Raw genomic sequence first — 20,361 nt, forward strand, 5'->3', positions numbered from 1 at the left:
ATTTGAATTATAAATTCGTTCGAAAAGCATTTAAAATCTTGAAGGAGTGGGTGATAATTTTATGGGTTTTTCCGAGATGAGTTCATTTGGTAGAAACTTGTTTGCTAATTCGATAGTTATTGACACTAATATTTTGTCTTATAATTATAAGAAAGTAAAAGGATATGAATGGTTTGATATATACAAGGCAGTAATTCCCTCTGTAGTAGCTCTGGAGTTTTTGAATAATCAATCTAGTTCACGACACGGGGCTAATTATTATGTGCCAAATATTAAAATTCAACAGTATGATCCGGGTATTGCTGAGTTCATTAGAAAAAGAGACCATGCATTCAATAAACATAGATCAGATTATTTGATATTTGATTTTAAAGAAGATATTGAGAGTTTTAAGATTTTTAACAATTATTCTATTTCCAGTGTTGTAAGCGAGAAATTCAAAGAATTGTATTTTGCTTCGGTTAAATTTTTGCCAAAAGAACAAAAAAAGAAATTAATTAAAAAGTATAATTATGTCCTGAGTCAGGATTTATTATGTGTGCCGTTGGTTGATGAAGACATTATTATTGCTTATGATTTGCTTGATAAAGCGCTTGAGGATAATGTAGTAAACTTTAAAAGTAATTTTAAAAACTCTTGGAATGATATTTTAGTGCTTTCTAAAGCTATTTCGCTTAGTAAGACTTTATGGACATCTGATAAGGTGTTGAATAATTTTGCTGCTGAAGTTTATCATGCAAGAACTCGGACTGTTGGAGACGTGTTGGAGTTGTCATTTGGAAAGGAGCTGGCTGAAAAAAGTATTGTTCGGAAAGAAAGTAAAGGGTATATAAATAGAGGGTGGGATTACAAGATGAGAAAGTGATTTTTTGTGTAAATACATGGCTAATAGCTGTCTTTGTATTCGACCACACCACCAGCGCCGCCCGAGCCCCGCTCCGGCGGCGTTGCTCGTTCTAACGGCCTACCCAACCCCCTGCTTCCCCATCTTCGCCCGGATGCGGCTGAGCGAGGGCTGCTGAATGCCCAGGTACGACGCAATATGGCCCAGTGACACCCGCTGCGTGATGCCGGGAAACTGCTCGAGCAGCGTCAGGTAGCGCTGCTCGGCGCTTTGGAAGAGCAGCCCTTCGCCCTTGGCCTGCTGCAGCACCAGGTACTGCTCGGCCAGCAGGCGGCCAAACCGCTCCCAGCCGTGGGCCTGGGCGTAGAGCCGGTGCAGCTGCTCGATACCGATGACCAGCAGCTCCGCGTCTTCCAGGGCCGCGATGTAGTAGGGGCAGGCTTCCTGGGTGAGCAGGCTTTTGAGCGAGGTAATAAAGGCGCCCTCGGGCACGAAGGCAATGGTGTGCTCGGTCTGCGTCGCCGGGTCGACGTAGTACACCCGGAACAGACCCCGGACGATGAAGCCCACGGAGCGGCAGACGGCGTTGCGGTAGTTGAAAAACTCGTTTTTGGCAATGCGGCGGGCCGTCCAGTTGGGCGCGGCCAGGCGCAGGTCGTCGTCGGAGAGGTGGGCGTAGGCGCGGAGCTGCTGGGTGAGCAGGGCCTGGGAGGAAGCATCGGGAGAAACCATGAGAAACGGGAGAAGGGGGCACTGGCGAAGCTACTTGATTCTGGCGGGTAGGGCGGCTCTTGGTGTAACCGGCAAAACGGCCCGGTGCAGGTGGCGCGTTGGCGCTTTTTAACCTAGGTGAAAAATAGGGCCGGTGGGCAGCGGCACTTTTGCCCCGTCATCAAGCCCCGGCTACCGTCAATGCTGGCCGTAGCTAGTGGGGCTTGTTTCCATCCATCCATTACCCCCAATAGCCATGTCGGTTACGTCCACTGCCCCCATTTCCGCTCCCGTGCCTACGGCGCAGGCCCTGCGCACCTTGTACTTCGTGCGCGCCGCTTTTTCCCTGGTGTGGGCCAGCCTGCTAGGGCTGCTGGCCCCGTCCTCGCCCGCGCTTACGACCTTCTTACTCTTGCTCTACCCGGCCTGGGATGTGCTGGCTACCGCCGGGGATATCCGGGCCAACCGCGGCGCTGGTTCGCTGCTGCCGCAGTACGTCAACATTGCTGCGGGCAGCCTCACTACCTTGGGTGTGGGGCTGGCCCTGCGCAGCGGCGTGCCGGCCGTGCTTATCGTGTATGGTGGGTGGGCCGCGCTGACCGGGCTGATTCAGCTGCTGCTCGGGCTGCGGCGGCGCCGGCAACTGGGCGGGCAGTGGCCGATGATACTCAGCGGCGGGCAGTCGGTGCTGGCCGGCGTCTCGTTCATCGTCATGGCCCATGACCCCAAGATGGGCATGGCCAACCTGGCTGGCTACGCCGCATTCGGGGCGTTCTACTTTCTGTTGGCGGCCCTGCGCCTGCGCAAAGCCGGACTACCCAGCGCGTAAAGCCTAGCCGTTTGGCTTAGTGACTTATCCCGACGAAAAAAAGCAAAACGCCCACTTCCGTTGTTTACCTCCCTGCACCGGCACATCACCGGCGCGCGAACCAAACAACGCATCCTATGAACATCGGAATCATCGGCGCCGGCCACATCGGCAGCGCCCTCGCCGTGCGGCTGACGGACCTCGGCCACCAGGTATACATTGCCAACTCCCGAGGGCCCGAAACCCTCCAAGATGTGGAGCAGAAAACAGGCGCTAAGGCCGTGACGGCCGAGGAAGCTGCCCAGCACGGCACCGACCTCGTGGTGGTAACCATCCCGCTCAAGAACATCCCCGACTTACCCAAGGACCTGCTGGCCAGTGTGCCTAAGGAAACACCCATTATCGATACCAGCAACTACTACCCCATGCTGCGCGACGGCCAGATTCCGGAGCTGGAAACCGGCAGCCTCACCGAGAGCGAGTGGGTACAGCAGCACTTGGGCCGCCCGGTGGTGAAGGTGTTCAACAACATCTACGCCCACCACATCGTGGAGAAGGGCCAGCCTGCTGGCACGCCCGGCCGCATCTCCCTGCCCGTGGCCTCGGATGATGCCGCCGCTAAGCAAAAAGTGATGCAGCTGGTGGACGAACTGGGCTTCGATGCTGTGGATGCCGGCACCTTGCACCAGTCGTGGCGGCAGCAGCCGGGCACGCCCGCCTACGGTGCCGACCTGCCCGCCGATAAGCTGCGCGAGAACCTGCAAAGCCTGGGCACTGAGCGCACCGAGGAGCAGCACAAGGAGTTCAAGGCCAACCACGCCCGCACGGAGCAGGCCATGGAGGCCCAGGGCATTAAGCTAAAGTGACCAGCATTTGTATATAAACCCGGGAATGAGGGGGCAGTAATCTGAGAACCCCGAAATTCTGAATTTCACGGGCATCAGCTTGCTACACCAGAAATGTAGCACAATGGCTTCCCGCGCCTAGGGTAGGTGGCTGCCTTCAGCTGGAAAGCGTACAAGGGAAAATGCATCCGCTTGTGCCTTGGCTCCCGTTATTGTTTCTCCCGGTTTTCGGGGCTTTTTGGTGTCTGGTGGTTTTCCTGGTGTCCCGGATGGGCTGGAGCCAACTGGCCGCGCAATTTGCCGTGGAAGCCTTGCCTGCTACCGTAAATCAGGAAACAGTGACCTTCCTGCGCATTGGGGTGGCCAAGTACAACAATGCGGCCCGAGTAGGAATTACGCCCCAGGGCATGTACCTGAGCACCTGGAAGATCTTTTTCCTGGGTCACCCTCCGCTCTACATTCCCTGGTCGGTGTTTGGGGAGTTGCGGGCGCAAACGTTCCTGTGGGCTACCACCTACACCACCCACATCCGCACCGATTCTGGGAAGGTGGCTTTTACCTTCAGCAGTGAACGGCTGCGAATGGCGCTTACGGCGGCAAAATCTGCCGAGAAGAGCTAGCTACCTTGCCTCGTCCTCCGGGAGCCGACGAGGCAGTATGCACAGGTAAGGAAAAGGCCGTCATGCTAAGCCCTGCCAAGCATGACGGCCTTTCTGATGCTTCTGGCTGACGGTCCACTTACTTTGGTCAGGTAACAACAACACACTTCCCTGTTACAGCCGCCCATTACTTTCGCTGAGAGATGGTTTAAGCCGGGCCGGGTATGCCTGGCCGTTTCGGGTTAGGCGCTATAGTGTGAAAGAGGAGCTCTTATTTGAGAGCGACGTGCATTGGCAGTGGCCCCATCTGCTTTACTGTTGCCCCATAGCATACCGTATTCCACCCAACAAATGCTGCCGGAACAGCGGCTCCCGGAAACTTTCGCTGGTGTGCCCGCCGGCCGTGTAAAACGCCCGGCCGCCTTCAAACTCCTGATACCAGGCAATAGGATGGTTGGGGCCATGGGTACCGCCGGAGTACGTGCTTTCGTCGAGGGTGGCCAGCACGGTTAGGTTAGGGCTCAGGTCCCGGAAGTTATACCATTCGTCGGTGCGGGTCCAGCGGACCGGCAACCCTGCAGTAGCCGGGTGGGTGCTGTTCACCAGCTGGATTGTGGCCGTTTGAATGGCCGGGTGCCCGTTAAAATATGCCCCCACCAAACGCCCATACCAGGGCCAGCCGTACTCGGTATCGGTGGCAGCATGTACGCCCACAAAGCCCCGGCCACTGCGGATGTACAGCTCAAATGCCCTTTGCTGTGCTTCGTTCAATACATCCTGGGTGGTGCTCAGAAACACAACTGCTTGGTAAGGCTGTAGCCCAGCTGTCGTAAAAAGTCCGGCGTTGGTAGTGGTATCAACGCGGAAGTTGTGCTCCTGGCCCAGGGCCTGCATAGCCCGGATGCCCTCCGGAATGGACTCGTGGCGGAAACCGCTGGTTTTGGAGAAAATAAGTAAAGCAGCGGCGGGTTCCGGCTGGGCCGTACTATCCTCAGGCGGGTTGCAGGCCCCCAGGCTATACGCAGCAAACAGCCAGACCAACGACAACCGGCGCATCTTCATCCTAGTGGAAGGTAATGTACACGATACGGGTTGCTGCTGAGAAAGTTAGCTGCTGGTGTAGGGGTGGGACCAGCTGCCGGGCCGGCTGCTAGAGCTTGTGAGCCGCCACCCCTCCGGTGGTGATTTTTACTGGTTGAATTCGGCCCTGGGCGTCAAAATATAGCCTATCGATACACGTGACGCGGTGGTTCATGTCGGTTTCAGTAAGCGGGCGACGGTGGTAAACGATGTACCACGTATCGGTGCCGGGCACCTGCACAATGGAGTGGTGGCCAGCCCCGGTAGCTACGGCCGGGTCCTGCTGCAGAATTTTGCCTACCCTACGCCACGGACCCAGCGGCGAATCGGCTACGGCATAGGCCACCGAGTAGTCGGGGCCGGCCCACCCGCCCTCACTCCACATGAAGTAGTATTTCCCCTGACGACGAAACATAAGGGGCCCTTCCACATAGTTCTGCGGGGTTATTTCCTTAAAAAGAGTGCCATCGGGGAAGGGGAGGAGGCCCGTGAAATCGGGCTTGAGGCGGGCCAGGTTGCAGTGCGACCAGCCCCCGTACAGTAGGTAATACTGCCCGTCTTGATCCTGGAATACAAATTGGTCGATGGGTTGCGCACCGTTCTGAATGCTGCCAACGAGCGGCTTACCCAAATAGTCGCGGAACGGGCCCTGCGGCCGGTCAGCTACGGCCACACCTATGCCCCCGATTTCGCCCTTATGCACGTCGTTGGCGCCGAAGAACAGAAAATAGCGGCCGCCTTTCTGCACCACGGCCGGGGCCCACAGGGCACGCCGGGCCCAGTGTACGCTGGCCGTATCCAGAATACGGGCGTGCTTGGTCCAGTGCACCAGGTCGGGCGAGGAAAAAGCGTCCAGTAACACCTGCTCGTTAAATGGTGCCGAATACGTAGGGTACACCCAGTACTGCTTCCCGAAAATAACAGCTTCCGGATCGGCGTACCAGCCCGGAAAAATGGGGTTGCCCGAGAAGCCAGGCGGGGTTACCGGCGCGGACTTACCTGCCCCAGGAGCTACGGACTGGCCATCGGCTACCACCACCATTAGCAGCAGCCCCGTTAAAGTGCTCAGCAGAAAGAGTTTCTTCATGGGTGCATACATACAGATAAATTGGCGGAACGCACACCGCATTACCCGCGGAGAAGCTGCAAAAGCGCAATATTTCGTTTAAATAAGACAGTTTTGAACTTAAGACAGACGCCGCTGGTTAGCTCCCCACGTATCGTAGCTTTTGAATGTATTGCCTGCTCGGGGTAGATGTTCAGAATAAAAGGCGTACGTTTACAGTGTTTAAGGCAAATTGCCTCGTGTCACCTACTATCCATTCGCTTGCAGAATCATCGTAGCGTTCCGTTGTCAGTTGCTTTTCTTTCATCCATCTCCTAAAGCATCATGGCAACAGGAACCGTAAAATTTTTCAATGAAACCAAAGGTTTTGGTTTCATCAACGACTCCACCACCGGTCAGGACGTATTCGTTCACGTAACCGGCCTCATTGACGAAATCCGTGACAATGACACGGTTGAGTTCGAGGTTGAGCAGGGCCGCAAAGGGCTGAACGCCGTTAAAGTGCGTCGCGCTTAATTGTCCCGCGCTTTCCCGCCAACAAAAAGAGCATGCCAGCTGGCATGCTCTTTTTGTTGTTACCCTATGAAGCGGGCTGTGGGCTTAACTACCCGCCAGCACCTCCCGAATTGGTGTCCAGCGAATGTCGGGGTAGCGGGCATTATCGAGGGGCTCCGGCAGCTTGGCCTGGCCGGAAAGCATGTTGTGCAGGTACTGCATCCCCTGCCAGGGCGGAAACACGTCGTCGGGCGCAGGCAGCAGGGCGCGGGTCAGGCGGGTTAGCGTGGCCAGAAAGGGGAGGCTGCCTACGCGCAGCAGCCGGAACTCGTGGCCCAGGGCCTGGCTAGCAATGGCCCGCAGCTCCCGGATGCTGGCCACCTGACCGGCAATGCGCAGGTAACGGGGCGTGCTGGCGTCCAGCGCCGCGGCCGCCGTGAAACTGGCGGTATCAACCATGGTTGTAAAATCAAGCGGCTGGTCGGCATTGCCCCAGTATACAATGCGGTGAATGCCGGGCTGCACCAGTGGGGCCTGTCCCGTAAGCAGGTCCATGAACATGCCATTGAGAATAGAAGTAGCCTTGATGGGTGCCGCATCGAGCCGCCGCTGAAACGCCCGACGCAGGTCGAAATTCCGGTTGGAGCCTTCGGGCAGGCGGGTAAAGTCAGCCGAAAAATCGGATGGGATAAAGCGGGGCACCCCGGCCGCAAGGGCTGCCTCCAGCAGTTGGGTTTGAGCTTCCACAATGGTAGGTCCCAACCCCGACAGCGCCGAAACCACGCAGGTGGCACCAGTGCAGGCGGTAGCAAGAGCGGAAGCGTCCCCGAAATCAACCGCATGGATTTCTACGCCCTGCAGGCGTAACGATTCAGCTTCGGCGTTGGAAATGGAGGCTGGCCGCACCAGTGCCCGCACGGTAGCACCCCGCCGGCGCAGTTGGTGCGCAATCAATAGGCCCAGCGCCCCCGTGGCCCCGGCTAGTACAATGAGTGCAGGTGATGAAGAAGTTGAGGAAGACGGTTCAGAAGACATAGCGAGGCACAAGTGAATACAAGCCCGCGCCCCGCCCCGCATAAATTGCACGGCCAGGGCCCGAAAGGGCAAGTATACGCTTCGGGGGAGCCAGGTGTTAGGGTAGGCAGTTGGCGGCAAGGCTGCCGGGGTATGGTTGGCAGGGGAGCGTAGGGATATGCCTCTTGTATTTACTCAGCCAGCTCGCTCAAACGGAAGCTATACTTTCGGGCTAAGCGCGCCGCCACAAGCCGCTTAAACCGGGCCGAAGCCGGGGCCGCCAGAAAGCGGCTGGTCAGCACCCGCTTCATAGCCAGGCCCCAGGCATCCCAGTTCAGGCGTTGCTCGAACAGTTGCCGGGCCGTGCGCCGTAGCTGCGCATACAGGGCCGCATCGTCGACCACCCGCTTAATGGCGGCTGCATAGTCAGCGCCCTCTGCCGCCAGGCTCAGGCGGAAGCCATTTACACCTTCCAGCACAAACTCCCCCACACCGCCGGTGTCGGTAGTAAACGAGGGCAGGCCAAAAGCACTGGCTTCGCAGAAGGCAATGGCAGCACACTCAGCGCGGGTGGGTAAAAGAAAAAAGTCGGCCTGTAGGTAGAGCTGGGCAAGTTGCTGGGCCTGCTCCGGTATATTTTTATCCAAGAACGGAAATACGGTCAGGTGGCTCTGGTCCGTTCCGGGGGGAGGAACGCAGCCGCAGACAGTCAGGTGAGCATCCACGCCCATCTTTCGGAGTGCGTGCAGGGTATCGACGGCAATTCTGCCCCCTTTGCGGTTCCATTCCACGCCTACAAACAACAAGTGGCAGCCTGGTTTCTGGTGCCGGGAGAACACCTGCTCCTGGCTGGGAAGCTGCTCGAAATTAGCACCGAACGGCTGTACCACTACTTGCCACCGCTTGGCGCCAAAATCCCGGCGGGCAGATTCAGCAGCCCATTGTGAAGAGTACACCAGTAAGCTGGCTTTGCGAATGGCCCGCTGCTCTATGTGACGTAACTCTCTTTTGGATAGAGGCAGCAGGTTCGACAGGCCCTCGTAATAATCGATAAGCTGGGTGAGCGTCGAGTCGGCGCAGTATACTATAGGAATACGGGTGTAGAGGTAGGCAAACTCGGTGTACGCAGCAGGCGCGAACAAGAGGTCGAAGTGCTTGCCCTGCAGTTTGGCACCAAATATCAGCCCGTATAAGCGCGACACCAGGATGCTGATGCTGTAGTGGTAGCGCTTACCACCCGTTAGCCAGGCTACTACTTTGTTTATTCGGTCGCCGAGGGCAAATAGGTACCGCAGCGAAACAGGCCCCAGGTAGGTGACATCCCCAACATGTTTTTCCAGCGTCTGGCCCAGCTTATAGTGCAGGCCCGACCAGGAGCGTTGGTCCAGTGGATCGGTAGCGGTGAGAAAAGCAATACGCAGGCGGCGTGGCTGTGTCATTATACAGGCAGTTACGAGTGTATAGAATGAATGACGTACACGCTGGCAGCCCGGGTGAGCGGGCAGGAGTATACGCAGTAGCACATGAGCATCACCTGCTGCTAAAACCGTTGTTCAATAGAACTTTTTCGGTTTTGAGCACTGGCAGATTCAACTCCGGATAACAGTCCGGGTTGTGATGTCACTAGCTGAAGTTTGCTGATGGGTATCGGTTTCTTCCATACTTTCTGTCCTCCCAGTCACACTGCTCTAACCATTCCTCTGCTTTCGTACTCCGCTGCATCCGGCCATCCAATGATGCGTTGCCCACTTTAGCGGAGCCCAGAAACGCTGAACTACCGTTCAGCTGTCCTTCTCTGCCGGGATGAAGATAGGCATCCCCGTGTAAAACACGTCAACCTGGGTAGCCTATAGTTGACTTCAGGCAGGCAGCCAACCTTTAGCATCCGGGTTTTGGTTAGTTGTTGTTTTTTGTATTATTTCTATGAGGTATTCGATGGCGAGAAGGCGCGGGGTTGCCGGGGCGGTTGCTTAGTGAGCCGGAAATACGCGGCTGGTAGCAACTTCACAGGGACAGGCAGTGGACTACCAGGTTTGGGTAAGTAGCGGCTCTCGGGTAGTAGCTCTGCCGGTGAGTGGCAAAGCGCACGGAACCAGTACAAATACCCATATCCCAGGCGTTTCTCCCCCTTACTGAGCTGATGGCTCGTACAGGGGCTTTCCATCCGGGAGCTTGTGGCCGAGGGCTATTCCCCGGGCCGGTAAGGCAGGGGCTTGGAGAAACAGCCTTGCTCCCCCGGCAGTCCAAGTGATGAGGGGCGGGCAAAGGTCCGCGCAACAATAGCAGCTGAGGACTTGGCAAAGGCCTGTGGGAACTATTACTTTGTGGCCATCAACCAGTTCCCCTCTTTCCCGCCCCCATGCAGTCCACCCACACCGTGTTTCTGGTACGGCCTACCCGGTTCACGTTCAACACCGAAACAGCACATTCCAACCACTTTCAGGGATTCATAGCCGGGCTGGACGATGATACCATTCAGGCCCGGGCCTTCGCCGAGTTTGATGCCATGGTGGCCCGCCTGCGGGAGCGGGGGGTGCGGGTGCTCGTGTTTGAGGATACACCCGAGCCCCACACGCCCGATGCGGTATTCCCAAACAACTGGGGCACATTTCACCCTGATGGCAGGGTGTTGTTGTACCCCATGTGTGCCCCCAACCGCCGCGCCGAGCGTAGGCCCGACATTCTGGCGCAGCTGGCGCAGCAGTTTCGTATCCGGGAGGTAGTAGATTTGTCGGTTCATGAGCAGGAAGAGCGGTTTTTGGAAGGAACCGGCAGCATTATCTTTGACCATATCCACCGTATCGCCTACGCTGGGCTGTCGGCTCGTACCAATCAGGTGCTGTTTGAGCAGGTGTGTGCCCGGCTAGGGTATAAGCCGGTTGCATTTCGGGCGTACGATGCCCAGAACCAGGAAATTTACCACACCAATGTGATGATGTGCGTGGGGGCGGAATTTGCAGTGCTATGTCTGGAAAGCATCCGGAATGAGGCCGAGCGCGCCGCCGTGGTTGCCTCCCTAACCAGCACCGGCCACACCATTATCAGCATAAGCCTGGCGCAGGTAAGCCGCTTTGCCGGCAATCTGCTCACGCTGCGCACGGCACAGGGCACCGGGCTGCTGGTATTGTCGCAGAGTGCCTATGATGCCTTTACGCCGGCCCAACGTCACCACCTGAGTCTCTACGCCGAGCTGCTGCCTTGCGCCATTCCCACCATCGAAACTATTGGGGGCGGTAGTGCCCGCTGTATGCTGGCCGAGGTATTTTTGCCGCTTGCTGAGCCGGTGGCAGGGTAGAAGCAAGCGGACTCCGTTCGGGCAGCGTGCTGCAACTACCTGGCAGAAGTGCGGGGTGCAGAAAAGCTGCCGAAATTACGTGAAAATCGGGTTTTAGGGGACCCATCCGGCGGGAGGCGGTGTTGTAGTAGCCTATGACGCAAGCTTCGCTTTTCCCTACCCTTCAACAACTGACTACCCCTGCCGCCGGCCGCACCCATCCGGCCAAAATATGGCTGCCCAAGCGCGTAGTGTTTACGCCTGATGCCCTCGACCAGCCGTTTGGCCAGCAGATACTGGCCCGCGTAGAAGCCCACGGCTTGGAAATAGAGCGACTGAAAAGCAACCGCCTTACGGGGCTACGGGGCTCCGACACGCGCGAAACGTACCGCAACGCCAAAAGCACCCTGGCCGTGGTGTGTGCCCCGCCCAGCGCGCTCCGGCTGCAGCCTACCCCACCCTCCGCCGACTGGCAAATGAATCTGGCGGAGGGCTGCCCGGCCCACTGCCAGTACTGCTACCTGGCCGGCAGCCTGAGCGGGCCGCCCGTAGTAAAAGTATTTGCCAACCTGCCCGAGCTGCTGATGAATACCGCGGCCTACGAGCAGCCCGGCCGTATCACCAGTTTTGAGGTGAGCTGCTACACCGATGTGCTGGCGCTGGAGCACCTGACGGGCAGTCTGGCGGAATGTGTGCGCTATTTCGGCCAGCGCGCAGTTGCCCGCCTGCGCTTCGTGAGCAAGTTCAATCAGGTAGGGCCGTTGCTGGGCCTGCCGCACGCCGGGCACACCCGCGCCCGTATCAGTCTGAACGCGGAGCCGGTAGTGCGGCAGCTGGAAGGCGGCACTGCCTCGGTGGAGGCCCGCCTGCAAGCCCTGCGGCGGCTGGCCCTGCCAGTAGCCGAGGGTGGGGGCGGCTACCCAGTGGGCGTAGTGCTGGCTCCCATTATGCCGGTACCCGGCTGGGAGCAGCACTACCGGCAGCTGCTGGACCGGGTGGCTGCCGCCCTCGATTTTCCCTGTGACCTGACGCTGGAGTGTATTACCCACCGTTTCACGCCGGGCTCCAAGCAGGTGCTGCTCGACTGGTATCCCGCCACTGTCCTTGACCTGGACGAGGCAACCCGGGCCGTGAAGCGCAACAAGTTTGGGGGCACCAAGTACGTGTACCCGCCCGCTGATATGCACACGCTGAAGCAGTTTTTTCAGCAGGAGTGGCAGCAACGCTTCCCCCAGGCGCCTTTGCTGTACTGGACCTAATAGCGCAGTTTTCGGGTCGACGGGGGATGCTGTAGGTGCTTCGTAGCCCAACGTTTTCCCCCTGGGCTACGAAGCAGTACCTACCCAAGAGCTGCCCGACGCCAGCAGGCGAGGGGCTTTGTTGGGGGTAGCCCGGCGCGGGCAACAGCTACACCGGAGCTGGCTCGTTGAGGCCCAACACGGCACTGGTACGGGTACGCTGCTGCTCCAGTAGTGCCGCATTGGCATTCAAATCCTGCCCAAACGAAGGAATCATTTCGCGCAGCTTAGCCTGCCAGGCCGGGGTGCGCGAACTTTCAGCAAAGCACCGCTGCACCAGCCCCACCATAATGCTCACGGCCGTAGAGGCTCCCGGTGAGGCGCCCAGCAGCGCGGCAATGGAGCCGTCGGCGGCGGCTACCACTTCGGTGCCGAACTCCAGCACGCCACCTTCCTTGGCATCCTTTTTAATTACCTGTACCCGCTGGCCGGCCGTTTCCAGCTGCCAATCCTCGCCGCGGGCTTCGGGTAGGTACTCGCGTAGGGCCGCCAATCGGTCTTCGGGCGACTGGCGCACCTGGTTGATGAGGTATTTAGTGAGCGGAATGTTTTTGAGGCCAGCCAGAATCATGGGCCGCATGTTGCTCAGCTTCACCGACAGGGGCAAATCCAGGTAGGAGCCCTGCTTGAGAAACTTGGTGCTGAAGCCGGCATAAGGGCCAAACAGCAGCTCCTGCTTGCCATTGATTACCCGGGTATCCAGATGGGGCACCGACATGGGTGGGGAGCCCACGGCAGCTTTGCCGTACACTTTGGTGTGGTGGCGGGCAATAACGGCGGGGTTGATGCACTTCAGCCACTGTCCGCTCACGGGGAAGCCCCCGAAGCCCTGGCCCTCCGGAATTCCCGACTTAATCAGTAGGGGTAACGAGCCGCCGCCCGCCCCAATAAACACGAACGGCGCCCGAATCTTGACTTTGTTGCCGGTGGCCAGGTCGTGGGCCCGCACCCGCCAGCGGCCGTCGTCTTTGCGCTTGAGGCTGTCTACGTCGTGGTGGAAGTAGAACGATACGCCGGGCTTCTGCTGGAGCAGCGTGAACATGCCCCGCGTGAGGGAACCGAAGTTTACGTCGGTGCCCAGGTCCATGCGGGTGGCCGCCACAGGCTGCTGGGGGTCGCGCCCATCCATTACCAGCGGCATCCAGCGCTCCAGCTCGGCCGGGTCCTGGCTGAACTGCATGCCCTGGAACAGCGGCGACTGGGTGAGGGCCGCGTGGCGCTTACGCAGAAACTCCACGTTTTTCGGCCCCCACACGAAGCTCAGGTGCGGAATGTGGTTGATAAAGCGCGTCACGCCCGTTACCTGGTACTTTTCCACCAGGTAGGCCCAGAACTGTTTAGACTGCTCGAACTGCTCGGCAATTTTGATGGCTTTGCTGATGTCGATGCTGCCGTCGGACTTCTCGGGGGTGTAGTTTAGCTCGCAGAAGGCCGAGTGCCCGGTGCCGGCGTTGTTCCAGGCATCGGAGCTTTCGGCGGCGGCCACGTCGAGCCGCTCGAAAATGGCAATGGTGAGGTCGGGTTGTAACTCCTTGAGCATCAGGCCCAGGGTTGCACTCATAATTCCAGCTCCAATCAGCACCACATCGGCGGTGAGAGGAGCAGCGCTGTTGGTCGTGCTCATGCGTAGTTCAGAATAGGACTTACGAAGTACGGCAGAAAGCGAAAAAAGTAGTTGTTGGTGGGGCAGAAATATGCCATTGAGCCCGGCTGCGGCCAGAATCTACCAGGCTGAATGGGCTGGCAGAAAGAGCGCCCGAACTTGCCGAAGAATCTCGCGGGCCGATGCTGTGGTCCTGTTCATTGGAGTGGTAGAGATGATGCGGCTTTGTTCAGCATAACAATATTCACCATAGCCTCAGCCCGCGAGATTCCTCGGCAAACTCGGAATGATGGTTTCTGACGGCCTCTTGGGGGCCTTTCGTCAACTGTCCACACGCCCTAACTTAGTGGCCCGTTCTCCTTACCCAATTTTCCTTTCTCAATGCGCCTCCAATCTGCCTTTTGCTTCCTGTTGCTATGGATAGTGCTGCTGCCGGTTGCAGGGCTGGCCTCTCCCCGGGTAGTGCCGTCGCTTCGGGTCATGAGCTATAACATCCGGCTGGATGTGGCCTCGGATGGGCCCAACCGCTGGGACCTGCGCAAAGACCGGGTGGCAGGCCTGCTGCGCTACCACACTCCCGATATAGTAGGCGTGCAGGAAGCGCTGCCCAACCAGCTGGCCGACCTGGCTGCCGCCCTGCCGGCGTACAGCTGGTACGGCCCCGGCCGCGACGATGGGCAGCAGCGTGGGGAAGCCTCGGCCATCTTTTACCGCACCGACCGGTTCATACTACTCAGCAAGGGCACGTTTTGGCTGTCGGCCACACCGGAGGCGCCGGGCAAAGGCTGGGATGCTGCCTACCCGCGGGTATGCAGCTGGGTACAGCTGCGCGATAAGGCCAGCGGCCGTACTTTCTACCACTTCAATACCCACCTCGACCACGTGGGTGCCACCGCCCGCCGCGAAGGAACAGCCCTTATTCTGGCCCGGATGCAGCAGGTAGCTGGTAGCGCGCCGGTACTCCTGACGGGCGACTTCAATACTGCTCCTGCCTCCGAGCCGTATCAGCTGATTCAGAACTCGGGCCGCCTGCAAGATACGGAGTTGCTGACTCAAACACCACATTACGGCCCCGAAGGTACCTGGGCCACATTTGAGGTTGCGCATGGCCTGGGTGACCGAATAGATTACGTGTTTGCTTCGGCACCATTCAGCGTGCTGCAGCATGCCCACCTCACCGACTCGGAAAAACAGTTTTACCTTTCCGACCACTTGCCGGTGCTGGCGGAGCTGGCCTGGCCCGGCAAGTAGTGCCGGAAACTCAGGCCTGTGGGTGCCGGGCCTGCCATTCGTGGTCCAGCATACTCATTTCCAGCAGGCTCCAGTACTCGCCTTCGTAGCGGAGAATGTCGCGGGAACGGCCTTCGGTGTGCATACCGGCGCGGGTGTAGGCCCGAATAGCGGCCTCATTGAAATCGTACACGCCTAAATCGATGCGGTGCAGGTGCAGCTGCTCGAAGCCGAAGCGCAGCGTTTCCGTCAGCATCCGGCTGGCTAGGCCCCGGCCCCGCTGCTCGGGCGCCACAAATACCCGACTGATGCGCGCGGAGCTGTTTTTCTGGCTGAGGCTGCCCAGGGAAATATGCCCAACCACGGCTTCCGTAGCCGTATCCACCGCCTTAAAAATGAACACGTCAGACTCGCCCAGGTGGTTGGTGTCCTGCAGATACCACTCCAGCTTGTCGGGGGTGAGGGGAAAATTGAACATCGGGCCCGCCCAGTTCATGAGCAGGTGGGGGGAGTCAATCCAGGTAATGAGTTGGGGAAAATCTGCGGGAGTAAAGTAGTCCAGGCGAATCATGCGGCAGAAAATGAACCGGCCGAAAAACTACCTATCGGGCAGGGTAGCCTGGTTCGTAACCCTCAAAGGTACTGCCCGGGTTCTGGGTTTCCGCATGGCAGCTGGTTTTATTCAGTAGCGGCCGGAGCCGGGGCAAAGGGATGGTCGGTGGGCTCGGTGAGGGTACGGGTTTTTGGCAGACTAGTGGGATAATGCTCCTGAATGAAGCGTACCAGCTGTTCGCGCACCTCACAGCGCAGGTCGAAAGCCCGGCTGGAGTTGCTGGCACTCACCAGGCAGCGTAACTCCAGCGTCCGTTCCTTGGAATCGGTAACCTGCAACACGCACACGCGCTGGTCCCAGAGGGCGTTGCCTTCAACAATGCGCCGCAGCTCGGAGCGTACCGCCTCCACGGGTATGGTATAATCGGTATACAGAAACACGGTGCCCAGCAGCTGGGAGGTAGTGCGCGTCCAGTTCTGGAAGGGTTTTTCGATGAAATAATTGAGCGGTAGCACCAGCCGCCGCTCATCCCAGATGCGCAGCACCACGTAGGTGAATGTAATTTCCTCAACCCGGCCCCACTCGCCCTCCACTACCAGCACATCGTCCAGCCGGATGGGTTGGGTGAAGGCAATCTGAAAGCCGGCCAGCAAGTTGCTGATGGAGCGTTGGGCCGCAAATCCGACAATTACGCTGACGATGCCCGCCGAAGTAAGCAGGCCCGTCCCGATTTTGCGCACCGTGGCAAAGCTCATCAGGACCAGGGCCACCGCCACGAAGGCAATGAGCGAGGCGGCCAGCTTCTTGACAAACTGCAGCTGGGTAAACAGCTTGCGCACCCGCAGGTTGTCGGCATCGGTAATCTGATAGTGGCGTTGTACCAGGTCCTGCACCACATCCAGCGCCAGAATCAGGCACCAGGCAAAGGTGGTGAGCAGGGCCGTTTCCACCAGGCGCCGGGCCACTTCCAGGGCCTGGCTGTCGAGTAGGGTTAGGGGAAGCGTGAAGGATACCACCAGCACCGGCAGAAACCAGCTGACCGGTCGGCTCAGGTGCTCCACAACCGACTGGGCCACAAAGGCCCGCTCCCGGCGGGCGTAGCGGGCCAGCAGTCCAAACAGCAGCCGGTTCAGTAGCCACCCCACTACCAGACTACCCGCCACTACGCCCGTGGCGCGCACTACACGTTCAATTTGGGTGGGCACTACTTCGGAAAGTTGAAAGGGCATAGCTAGAAATCCGGCTGAACAGAACAGGGCCAGGGCGGCAGCTATAGGTACCCGGGCGGCCCCCGAAAGGTTGTGCAGCTGCGCTGGGGCCCGAAAACCAAAAATATCCGGACCTTGCCACCGTATCTAACCCGTTGCGCCATGTCTGCCGCCGATAACTACCTGGAGCTCAACCGCCGACTCTGGAACGCCAAAACGGACTACCATATGCAGTCGGCTTTTTATAACGTAGCCGGCTTCCGGGCCGGTGAGTCGTCGTTGAATGAGGTGGAGCTCGGCTTGCTGGGCGACGTAGCCGGGCAGCAGATCCTGCATCTGCAGTGTCACTTCGGGTTGGATACCATGTCGTTAAGTAGGCTGGGGGGCCACGTCACCGGCGTGGATCTGGCCGATGCGGCCATTGACCGGGCCCGCAGCCTGGCCGCTGAGCTCCAGCTGGATACGCAGTTCATCTGCGCCGATGTATACGCCCTGCCCCAGCATCTGCACCAGCAGTTCGATGTGGTATTCACCACGTTTGGGGTACTGGGCTGGCTGCCCGATATGCAGCAGTGGGCAGCCGTGGTAGCGCAGTTCCTGAAACCCGGCGGCCGGCTGATTCTGGTAGAGTTTCATCCGGTGGTGTGGATGTTCGACCCCCATTTTACCCGCATTGAGTATGCTTACTTTAACCGGGAAACTATTACCGAAACCGAAGTAGGTACGTACGCCGAGCCTACCGCTCCCATTCAGGAAACGGCCGTGTCCTGGAACCACAGCCTGGGCGAGGTAGTAGGGGCGTTACTCGGGCAAGGGCTGGCGCTGGACCACTTCGAGGAATACGATTACTCGCCCTACAACTGTTTTGCCGGACTGGAGCAAGTGGCCGAGCGGCGCTACCAGCTAAGCGCCCTACCGGGTAAGCTGCCCCTGATGTACTCGGTAGTTGCCCGAAAAAAGCACTAGCGCCCGGCAATCAGGTGGTGCTAAACCGGGCGCCCCGCTGCTCCAGCTGCTGACGGGCCCGCGCATAGCCCTCGGCCGAAATGGCTCGGGTGGCTTCTTCCAGAAATACCACCGCAAACCCTTCCTGCAGGGCATCCAGGGCCGAATAAAACACGCAGTAGTCAGCTGCCAGGCCGCAGAGGTGTACTTCGTGCACACCGCGCCCCCGCAAGTAATCGGCCAGGCCGGTGCTCTTGCGGTGGCCGTTGTCGTAAAAGCCGCTGTAAGAATCAATTTCGGGTGAGGTACCCTTGCGAAAGATGGCCTCAATCCGGTGCTGGTGCAACTGGGCACTGAATTCGGCGCCGGGAGTGCCCTGCACGCAGTGGTCGGGCCAGAGGGTTTGCGGCAGGCCGTGCAAGCTAATCTGAGAAAATACCGCGTGGCCGGGGTGCTGGCTGGCAAAGCTCTGATGGTTAGCCGGGTGCCAGTCCTGGGTGGCAGCTACCAACTCGTAGTTGGGTTGCAGTTGGTTTACCAGAGGCAGAATCTCATGCCCCCCCGGCACCGCCAACGAGCCGCCGGGCAAAAAATCGTGTTGAATATCAATCAACAGGAGAGCTTTCATGGAATATAAACTAGATTGGTTGGGGAGAAGTCAGATTGGGAAGTTGGCATGTCAAAATAGTAAGGCTAAAAGCTGAACACTACCTGAGTTTTGTCGTACTTTTTACTGTTGTAATCATACTTGTTTAATTCAGGTGGTTGACTATGGCTTCCTTGCATCATCTTATCTACCAAAGTACGGCAGCCATAGATTTATCGGGCATGGATCTGGGCCGGATGCTGAGTCAGTCACGCACTCGCAATACCGCCGCCGATATTACCGGGATGCTGCTCTACGATGGAGTTCGGTTTCTGCAGGTACTGGAGGGTCCCGTTGAAGCCGTATCCACTACGTTTGCCCGCATCTGCTCCGACTGCCGCCACACCCAGGTGCAGATGCTGGCCAATGGTCCGGTTGCACAACGGCAGTTTGGCCAGTGGGCCATGGGCCTGGCCAACTATGTTTCCAGCCCGGAGGTGGGCTTCGTCGACCCTCATCCCATCTTGCTGACCCTTACAGATGCGTCCCTGTGTATGCTCCTGCATGATTTTCAGCAGTATACCGGGGCGGGGCGCGTACAGCATCCTTTTTAGCGGCGGCCTGGCAGTAGGGGCTCCGCAATCTGTACTTACCTTGTGCGCCCGTAGCCCCCAACCCAGTATTTCAGCGGGGGCCGCCCGCCCGCATGAGAAAGTATCTGTCAGGAGTAGTAGTGGTGGGGGCTTGTGTGCTGCAGGTCCCGGTACAGGCCCAAATGGCACCCGCTGCCCGGGTAGTGCCGGGCACGCAGGTCTGGCTGATTCCGCCGCCCGGCTTTGGCCCGGCCCCCGGCTTTACCGGGCTGCGGCGTGGTGATGCCGCCCTGCAGGTGCTCGACCTGAAAGGCAGCAACTACTATGCGCAGGCCGGAAGCTTCAACAAAGCCCGCTTTGAGGGGCGGGGTGGCAGTGTTTTGGCCTATCAGGAGGTGCAAGGCGGTGCGTATCCGGCCCGGCTGGTACGGGTGCGTCTGTCGCCTGCGCAGGAATCAACGCAACTGCTGTTTGGCGATTCAACCTTCGCCGTGCTGCTGGATGCCCGCTACCCCGCCGCCGACACCGCCCTGGCCAGGCAGCTGCACCGGAGCCTGCTCAGTGCCACCTACCAGAAAACCGGCTCCGCTCCCAGCCAGGGAGTGGCCGTATTTGTACTGGATGAGAAAAAATCACCTTTCTCTCTGCTGGAGGCCCACAATGGGCGCTACCTCTACACGGTTGGGGGTCAACGCCCGTCCGGGACCAATCTGGAGCCGCAGGTAACTGTTACTACGCATTTCTACAACCCTTCCATTACGGCCGCCGATATCAGCCGGCAGGTGTTGAGCCAGCGCACCGACCTGACGGGTTTTACGGCCCGCAAAATGACCTCGGGTAAAGTAAATGACCTGATTACCTACGAAACCGAAGGCTTCGCCCAGTTGAAAGGGCAGCGGGTGCTGGTGTACCAGCAGGTGACCATTATCGGGAGTACGGCCGTGGCCATGCAGGCCATTGCCAGCCAGGACCCGGAAACTACCCTCGTGCAGTTCAAGAGCCTTACCCACAGCATTACGGCGCGTAAGTAGCCCCTGCCGGGTACTCCGCTCCGGTAAATGGTACCTGAGCCAGCTGCTGCCAGGGGCCACCCCGGTAGGCCCACACCGTGATGCCGGTACCCTGGAGTACCTGTGGCTCAAAATCCCGTTGCAGCTGCTCGTGCAAGGCTTTGGCAACGGCCGGAGCCACTTTGTTCTGGACCGTAATATGGGGCCGTAGCGGTTGCCGGTCCTGGGGCGTCAGCCACTCGGCCCAAGTGCTTTGCAATGCCCGGTGCAGCTGGAGTAATGGGGGGCTGTCGAGCGAATACGCCACCCCATTGCCCAAAAAACGCACCCCGCTCAGGTGGAGCGGCAACACCGGCACCGTAGCTGCCAGCTCCTTAAGGGTATGATGGACGGCCGCCAGCTCGGCCCCGGGCAGGTGGTGGAACAGCGTTACGTGGGCTTCGAGGTAGTTGCGGCTCGGAGGGAAATGCAGGCGGCGCAGGTGGGTGAAATGTTGCTGGGCCTCCGGATTGAGCGTTAAAGTAAGAATGAGTGGGGCAGCAGGATCTGGCAGAGTCATGACTACTCTACGCGAAGAAGGCTGCGTACGGTTGGCAAAA

General features: G+C 58.7%; 21 protein-coding genes. 11 read left to right on the plus strand and 10 right to left on the minus strand.

The window, feature by feature from the left end:
• Positions 1 to 46 precede the first annotated feature (46 nt).
• Positions 47 to 865, plus strand: coding sequence for a hypothetical protein (locus tag EI290_RS09905; protein ID WP_125429215.1), 819 nt, complete (start codon positions 47 to 49; stop codon positions 863 to 865).
• 99 nt (positions 866 to 964) lie between these two features.
• Here the strand turns inward: EI290_RS09905 and EI290_RS09910 are convergent, their stop codons facing one another.
• Entirely contained in the window at positions 965 to 1,576 is a 612-nt protein-coding gene (locus EI290_RS09910; RefSeq protein ID WP_125429217.1) for a Crp/Fnr family transcriptional regulator, read from the minus strand.
• A gap of 235 nt (positions 1,577 to 1,811) precedes the next feature.
• Here EI290_RS09910 and EI290_RS09915 point away from each other — a divergent pair, with 235 nt between their 5' ends.
• The 3 genes from EI290_RS09915 (at position 1,812) to EI290_RS09925 (ending at position 3,828) form a co-directional block, all read left to right on the plus strand.
• Positions 1,812 to 2,384, plus strand: a complete 573-nt coding sequence (locus tag EI290_RS09915; protein WP_125429219.1) for a hypothetical protein — start codon at positions 1,812 to 1,814, stop codon at positions 2,382 to 2,384.
• A gap of 26 nt (positions 2,385 to 2,410) precedes the next feature.
• Entirely contained in the window at positions 2,411 to 3,229 is an 819-nt protein-coding gene (locus EI290_RS09920) for an NADPH-dependent F420 reductase (protein ID WP_262706452.1), read from the plus strand.
• A 248-nt stretch (positions 3,230 to 3,477) separates the two neighbouring features.
• Positions 3,478 to 3,828, plus strand: a complete 351-nt coding sequence (locus tag EI290_RS09925) for a hypothetical protein (RefSeq protein WP_125429223.1) — start codon at positions 3,478 to 3,480, stop codon at positions 3,826 to 3,828.
• A gap of 291 nt (positions 3,829 to 4,119) precedes the next feature.
• Here EI290_RS09925 and EI290_RS09930 read toward each other — a convergent pair whose 3' ends face one another.
• On the minus strand, positions 4,120 to 4,869 hold the full coding sequence (locus tag EI290_RS09930; RefSeq protein ID WP_125429225.1) for a ThuA domain-containing protein: 750 nt from the start codon (positions 4,867 to 4,869) through the stop codon (positions 4,120 to 4,122).
• 88 nt (positions 4,870 to 4,957) lie between these two features.
• Positions 4,958 to 5,974, minus strand: a complete 1,017-nt coding sequence (locus EI290_RS09935) for a glycoside hydrolase family 43 protein (protein WP_125429227.1) — start codon at positions 5,972 to 5,974, stop codon at positions 4,958 to 4,960.
• Between the two features lie 303 nt (positions 5,975 to 6,277).
• Here EI290_RS09935 and EI290_RS09940 point away from each other — a divergent pair, with 303 nt between their 5' ends.
• Positions 6,278 to 6,469: a cold-shock protein gene (locus tag EI290_RS09940; RefSeq protein ID WP_125429229.1), complete on the plus strand. Its 192-nt coding sequence runs from the start codon at positions 6,278 to 6,280 to the stop codon at positions 6,467 to 6,469.
• An 84-nt stretch (positions 6,470 to 6,553) separates the two neighbouring features.
• Here EI290_RS09940 and EI290_RS09945 read toward each other — a convergent pair whose 3' ends face one another.
• Entirely contained in the window at positions 6,554 to 7,483 is a 930-nt protein-coding gene (locus EI290_RS09945; protein WP_125429231.1) for an NmrA family NAD(P)-binding protein, read from the minus strand.
• 170 nt (positions 7,484 to 7,653) lie between these two features.
• Positions 7,654 to 8,901, minus strand: coding sequence for a glycosyltransferase family 4 protein (locus EI290_RS09950; protein ID WP_125429233.1), 1,248 nt, complete (start codon positions 8,899 to 8,901; stop codon positions 7,654 to 7,656).
• Positions 8,902 to 9,821: 920 nt separating this feature from the next.
• On the opposite strand from EI290_RS09950, the gene ctlX reads away from it, so the two are divergent.
• Together ctlX and EI290_RS09960 are read left to right on the plus strand one after the other, a co-directional pair.
• Entirely contained in the window at positions 9,822 to 10,757 is a 936-nt protein-coding gene (gene ctlX / locus EI290_RS09955; RefSeq protein ID WP_125429235.1) for a citrulline utilization hydrolase CtlX, read from the plus strand.
• Between the two features lie 134 nt (positions 10,758 to 10,891).
• The gene (locus tag EI290_RS09960) at positions 10,892 to 11,995 is read left to right on the plus strand and encodes a spore photoproduct lyase family protein (protein ID WP_246008910.1); all 1,104 of its coding nucleotides are present in this window, start codon (positions 10,892 to 10,894) and stop codon (positions 11,993 to 11,995) included.
• A gap of 148 nt (positions 11,996 to 12,143) precedes the next feature.
• On the opposite strand, the gene EI290_RS09965 is transcribed toward EI290_RS09960, so the two are convergent.
• A complete protein-coding gene (locus EI290_RS09965; protein WP_125429237.1) occupies positions 12,144 to 13,658 on the minus strand; it encodes a malate:quinone oxidoreductase in 1,515 nt (504 codons plus the stop codon).
• A gap of 360 nt (positions 13,659 to 14,018) precedes the next feature.
• Here EI290_RS09965 and EI290_RS09970 point away from each other — a divergent pair, with 360 nt between their 5' ends.
• The gene (locus tag EI290_RS09970; protein ID WP_125429239.1) at positions 14,019 to 14,888 is read left to right on the plus strand and encodes an endonuclease/exonuclease/phosphatase family protein; all 870 of its coding nucleotides are present in this window, start codon (positions 14,019 to 14,021) and stop codon (positions 14,886 to 14,888) included.
• A 10-nt stretch (positions 14,889 to 14,898) separates the two neighbouring features.
• Here the strand turns inward: EI290_RS09970 and EI290_RS09975 are convergent, their stop codons facing one another.
• Both EI290_RS09975 and EI290_RS09980 read right to left on the minus strand, forming a co-directional pair.
• On the minus strand, positions 14,899 to 15,438 hold the full coding sequence (locus EI290_RS09975) for a GNAT family N-acetyltransferase (RefSeq protein WP_125429241.1): 540 nt from the start codon (positions 15,436 to 15,438) through the stop codon (positions 14,899 to 14,901).
• 107 nt (positions 15,439 to 15,545) lie between these two features.
• Positions 15,546 to 16,649 (minus strand): mechanosensitive ion channel family protein, encoded by a 1,104-nt coding sequence (locus EI290_RS09980; protein ID WP_125429243.1) that lies wholly within the window; start codon positions 16,647 to 16,649, stop codon positions 15,546 to 15,548.
• 141 nt (positions 16,650 to 16,790) lie between these two features.
• On the opposite strand from EI290_RS09980, the gene EI290_RS09985 reads away from it, so the two are divergent.
• Entirely contained in the window at positions 16,791 to 17,594 is an 804-nt protein-coding gene (locus EI290_RS09985) for a class I SAM-dependent methyltransferase (protein ID WP_125429245.1), read from the plus strand.
• A gap of 10 nt (positions 17,595 to 17,604) precedes the next feature.
• On the opposite strand, the gene pncA is transcribed toward EI290_RS09985, so the two are convergent.
• Positions 17,605 to 18,201, minus strand: coding sequence for a bifunctional nicotinamidase/pyrazinamidase (gene pncA, locus EI290_RS09990; protein WP_125429247.1), 597 nt, complete (start codon positions 18,199 to 18,201; stop codon positions 17,605 to 17,607).
• A 143-nt stretch (positions 18,202 to 18,344) separates the two neighbouring features.
• On the opposite strand from pncA, the gene EI290_RS09995 reads away from it, so the two are divergent.
• Both EI290_RS09995 and EI290_RS10000 read left to right on the plus strand, forming a co-directional pair.
• Positions 18,345 to 18,773, plus strand: a complete 429-nt coding sequence (locus EI290_RS09995; protein WP_125429248.1) for a BLUF domain-containing protein — start codon at positions 18,345 to 18,347, stop codon at positions 18,771 to 18,773.
• A 92-nt stretch (positions 18,774 to 18,865) separates the two neighbouring features.
• Positions 18,866 to 19,783 (plus strand): hypothetical protein, encoded by a 918-nt coding sequence (locus EI290_RS10000; protein WP_125429250.1) that lies wholly within the window; start codon positions 18,866 to 18,868, stop codon positions 19,781 to 19,783.
• Here the strand turns inward: EI290_RS10000 and EI290_RS10005 are convergent.
• Positions 19,767 to 20,321: a 2'-5' RNA ligase family protein gene (locus EI290_RS10005; protein WP_125429252.1), complete on the minus strand. Its 555-nt coding sequence runs from the start codon at positions 20,319 to 20,321 to the stop codon at positions 19,767 to 19,769. The two genes, EI290_RS10000 and EI290_RS10005, sit on opposite strands and share 17 nt — an antisense overlap.
• Positions 20,322 to 20,361 lie beyond the last annotated feature (40 nt).

Origin of the sequence: Hymenobacter metallilatus, assembly GCF_003944705.1 — a bacterium.
Classification (GTDB): Bacteria; Bacteroidota; Bacteroidia; order Cytophagales; family Hymenobacteraceae; genus Hymenobacter; species Hymenobacter metallilatus.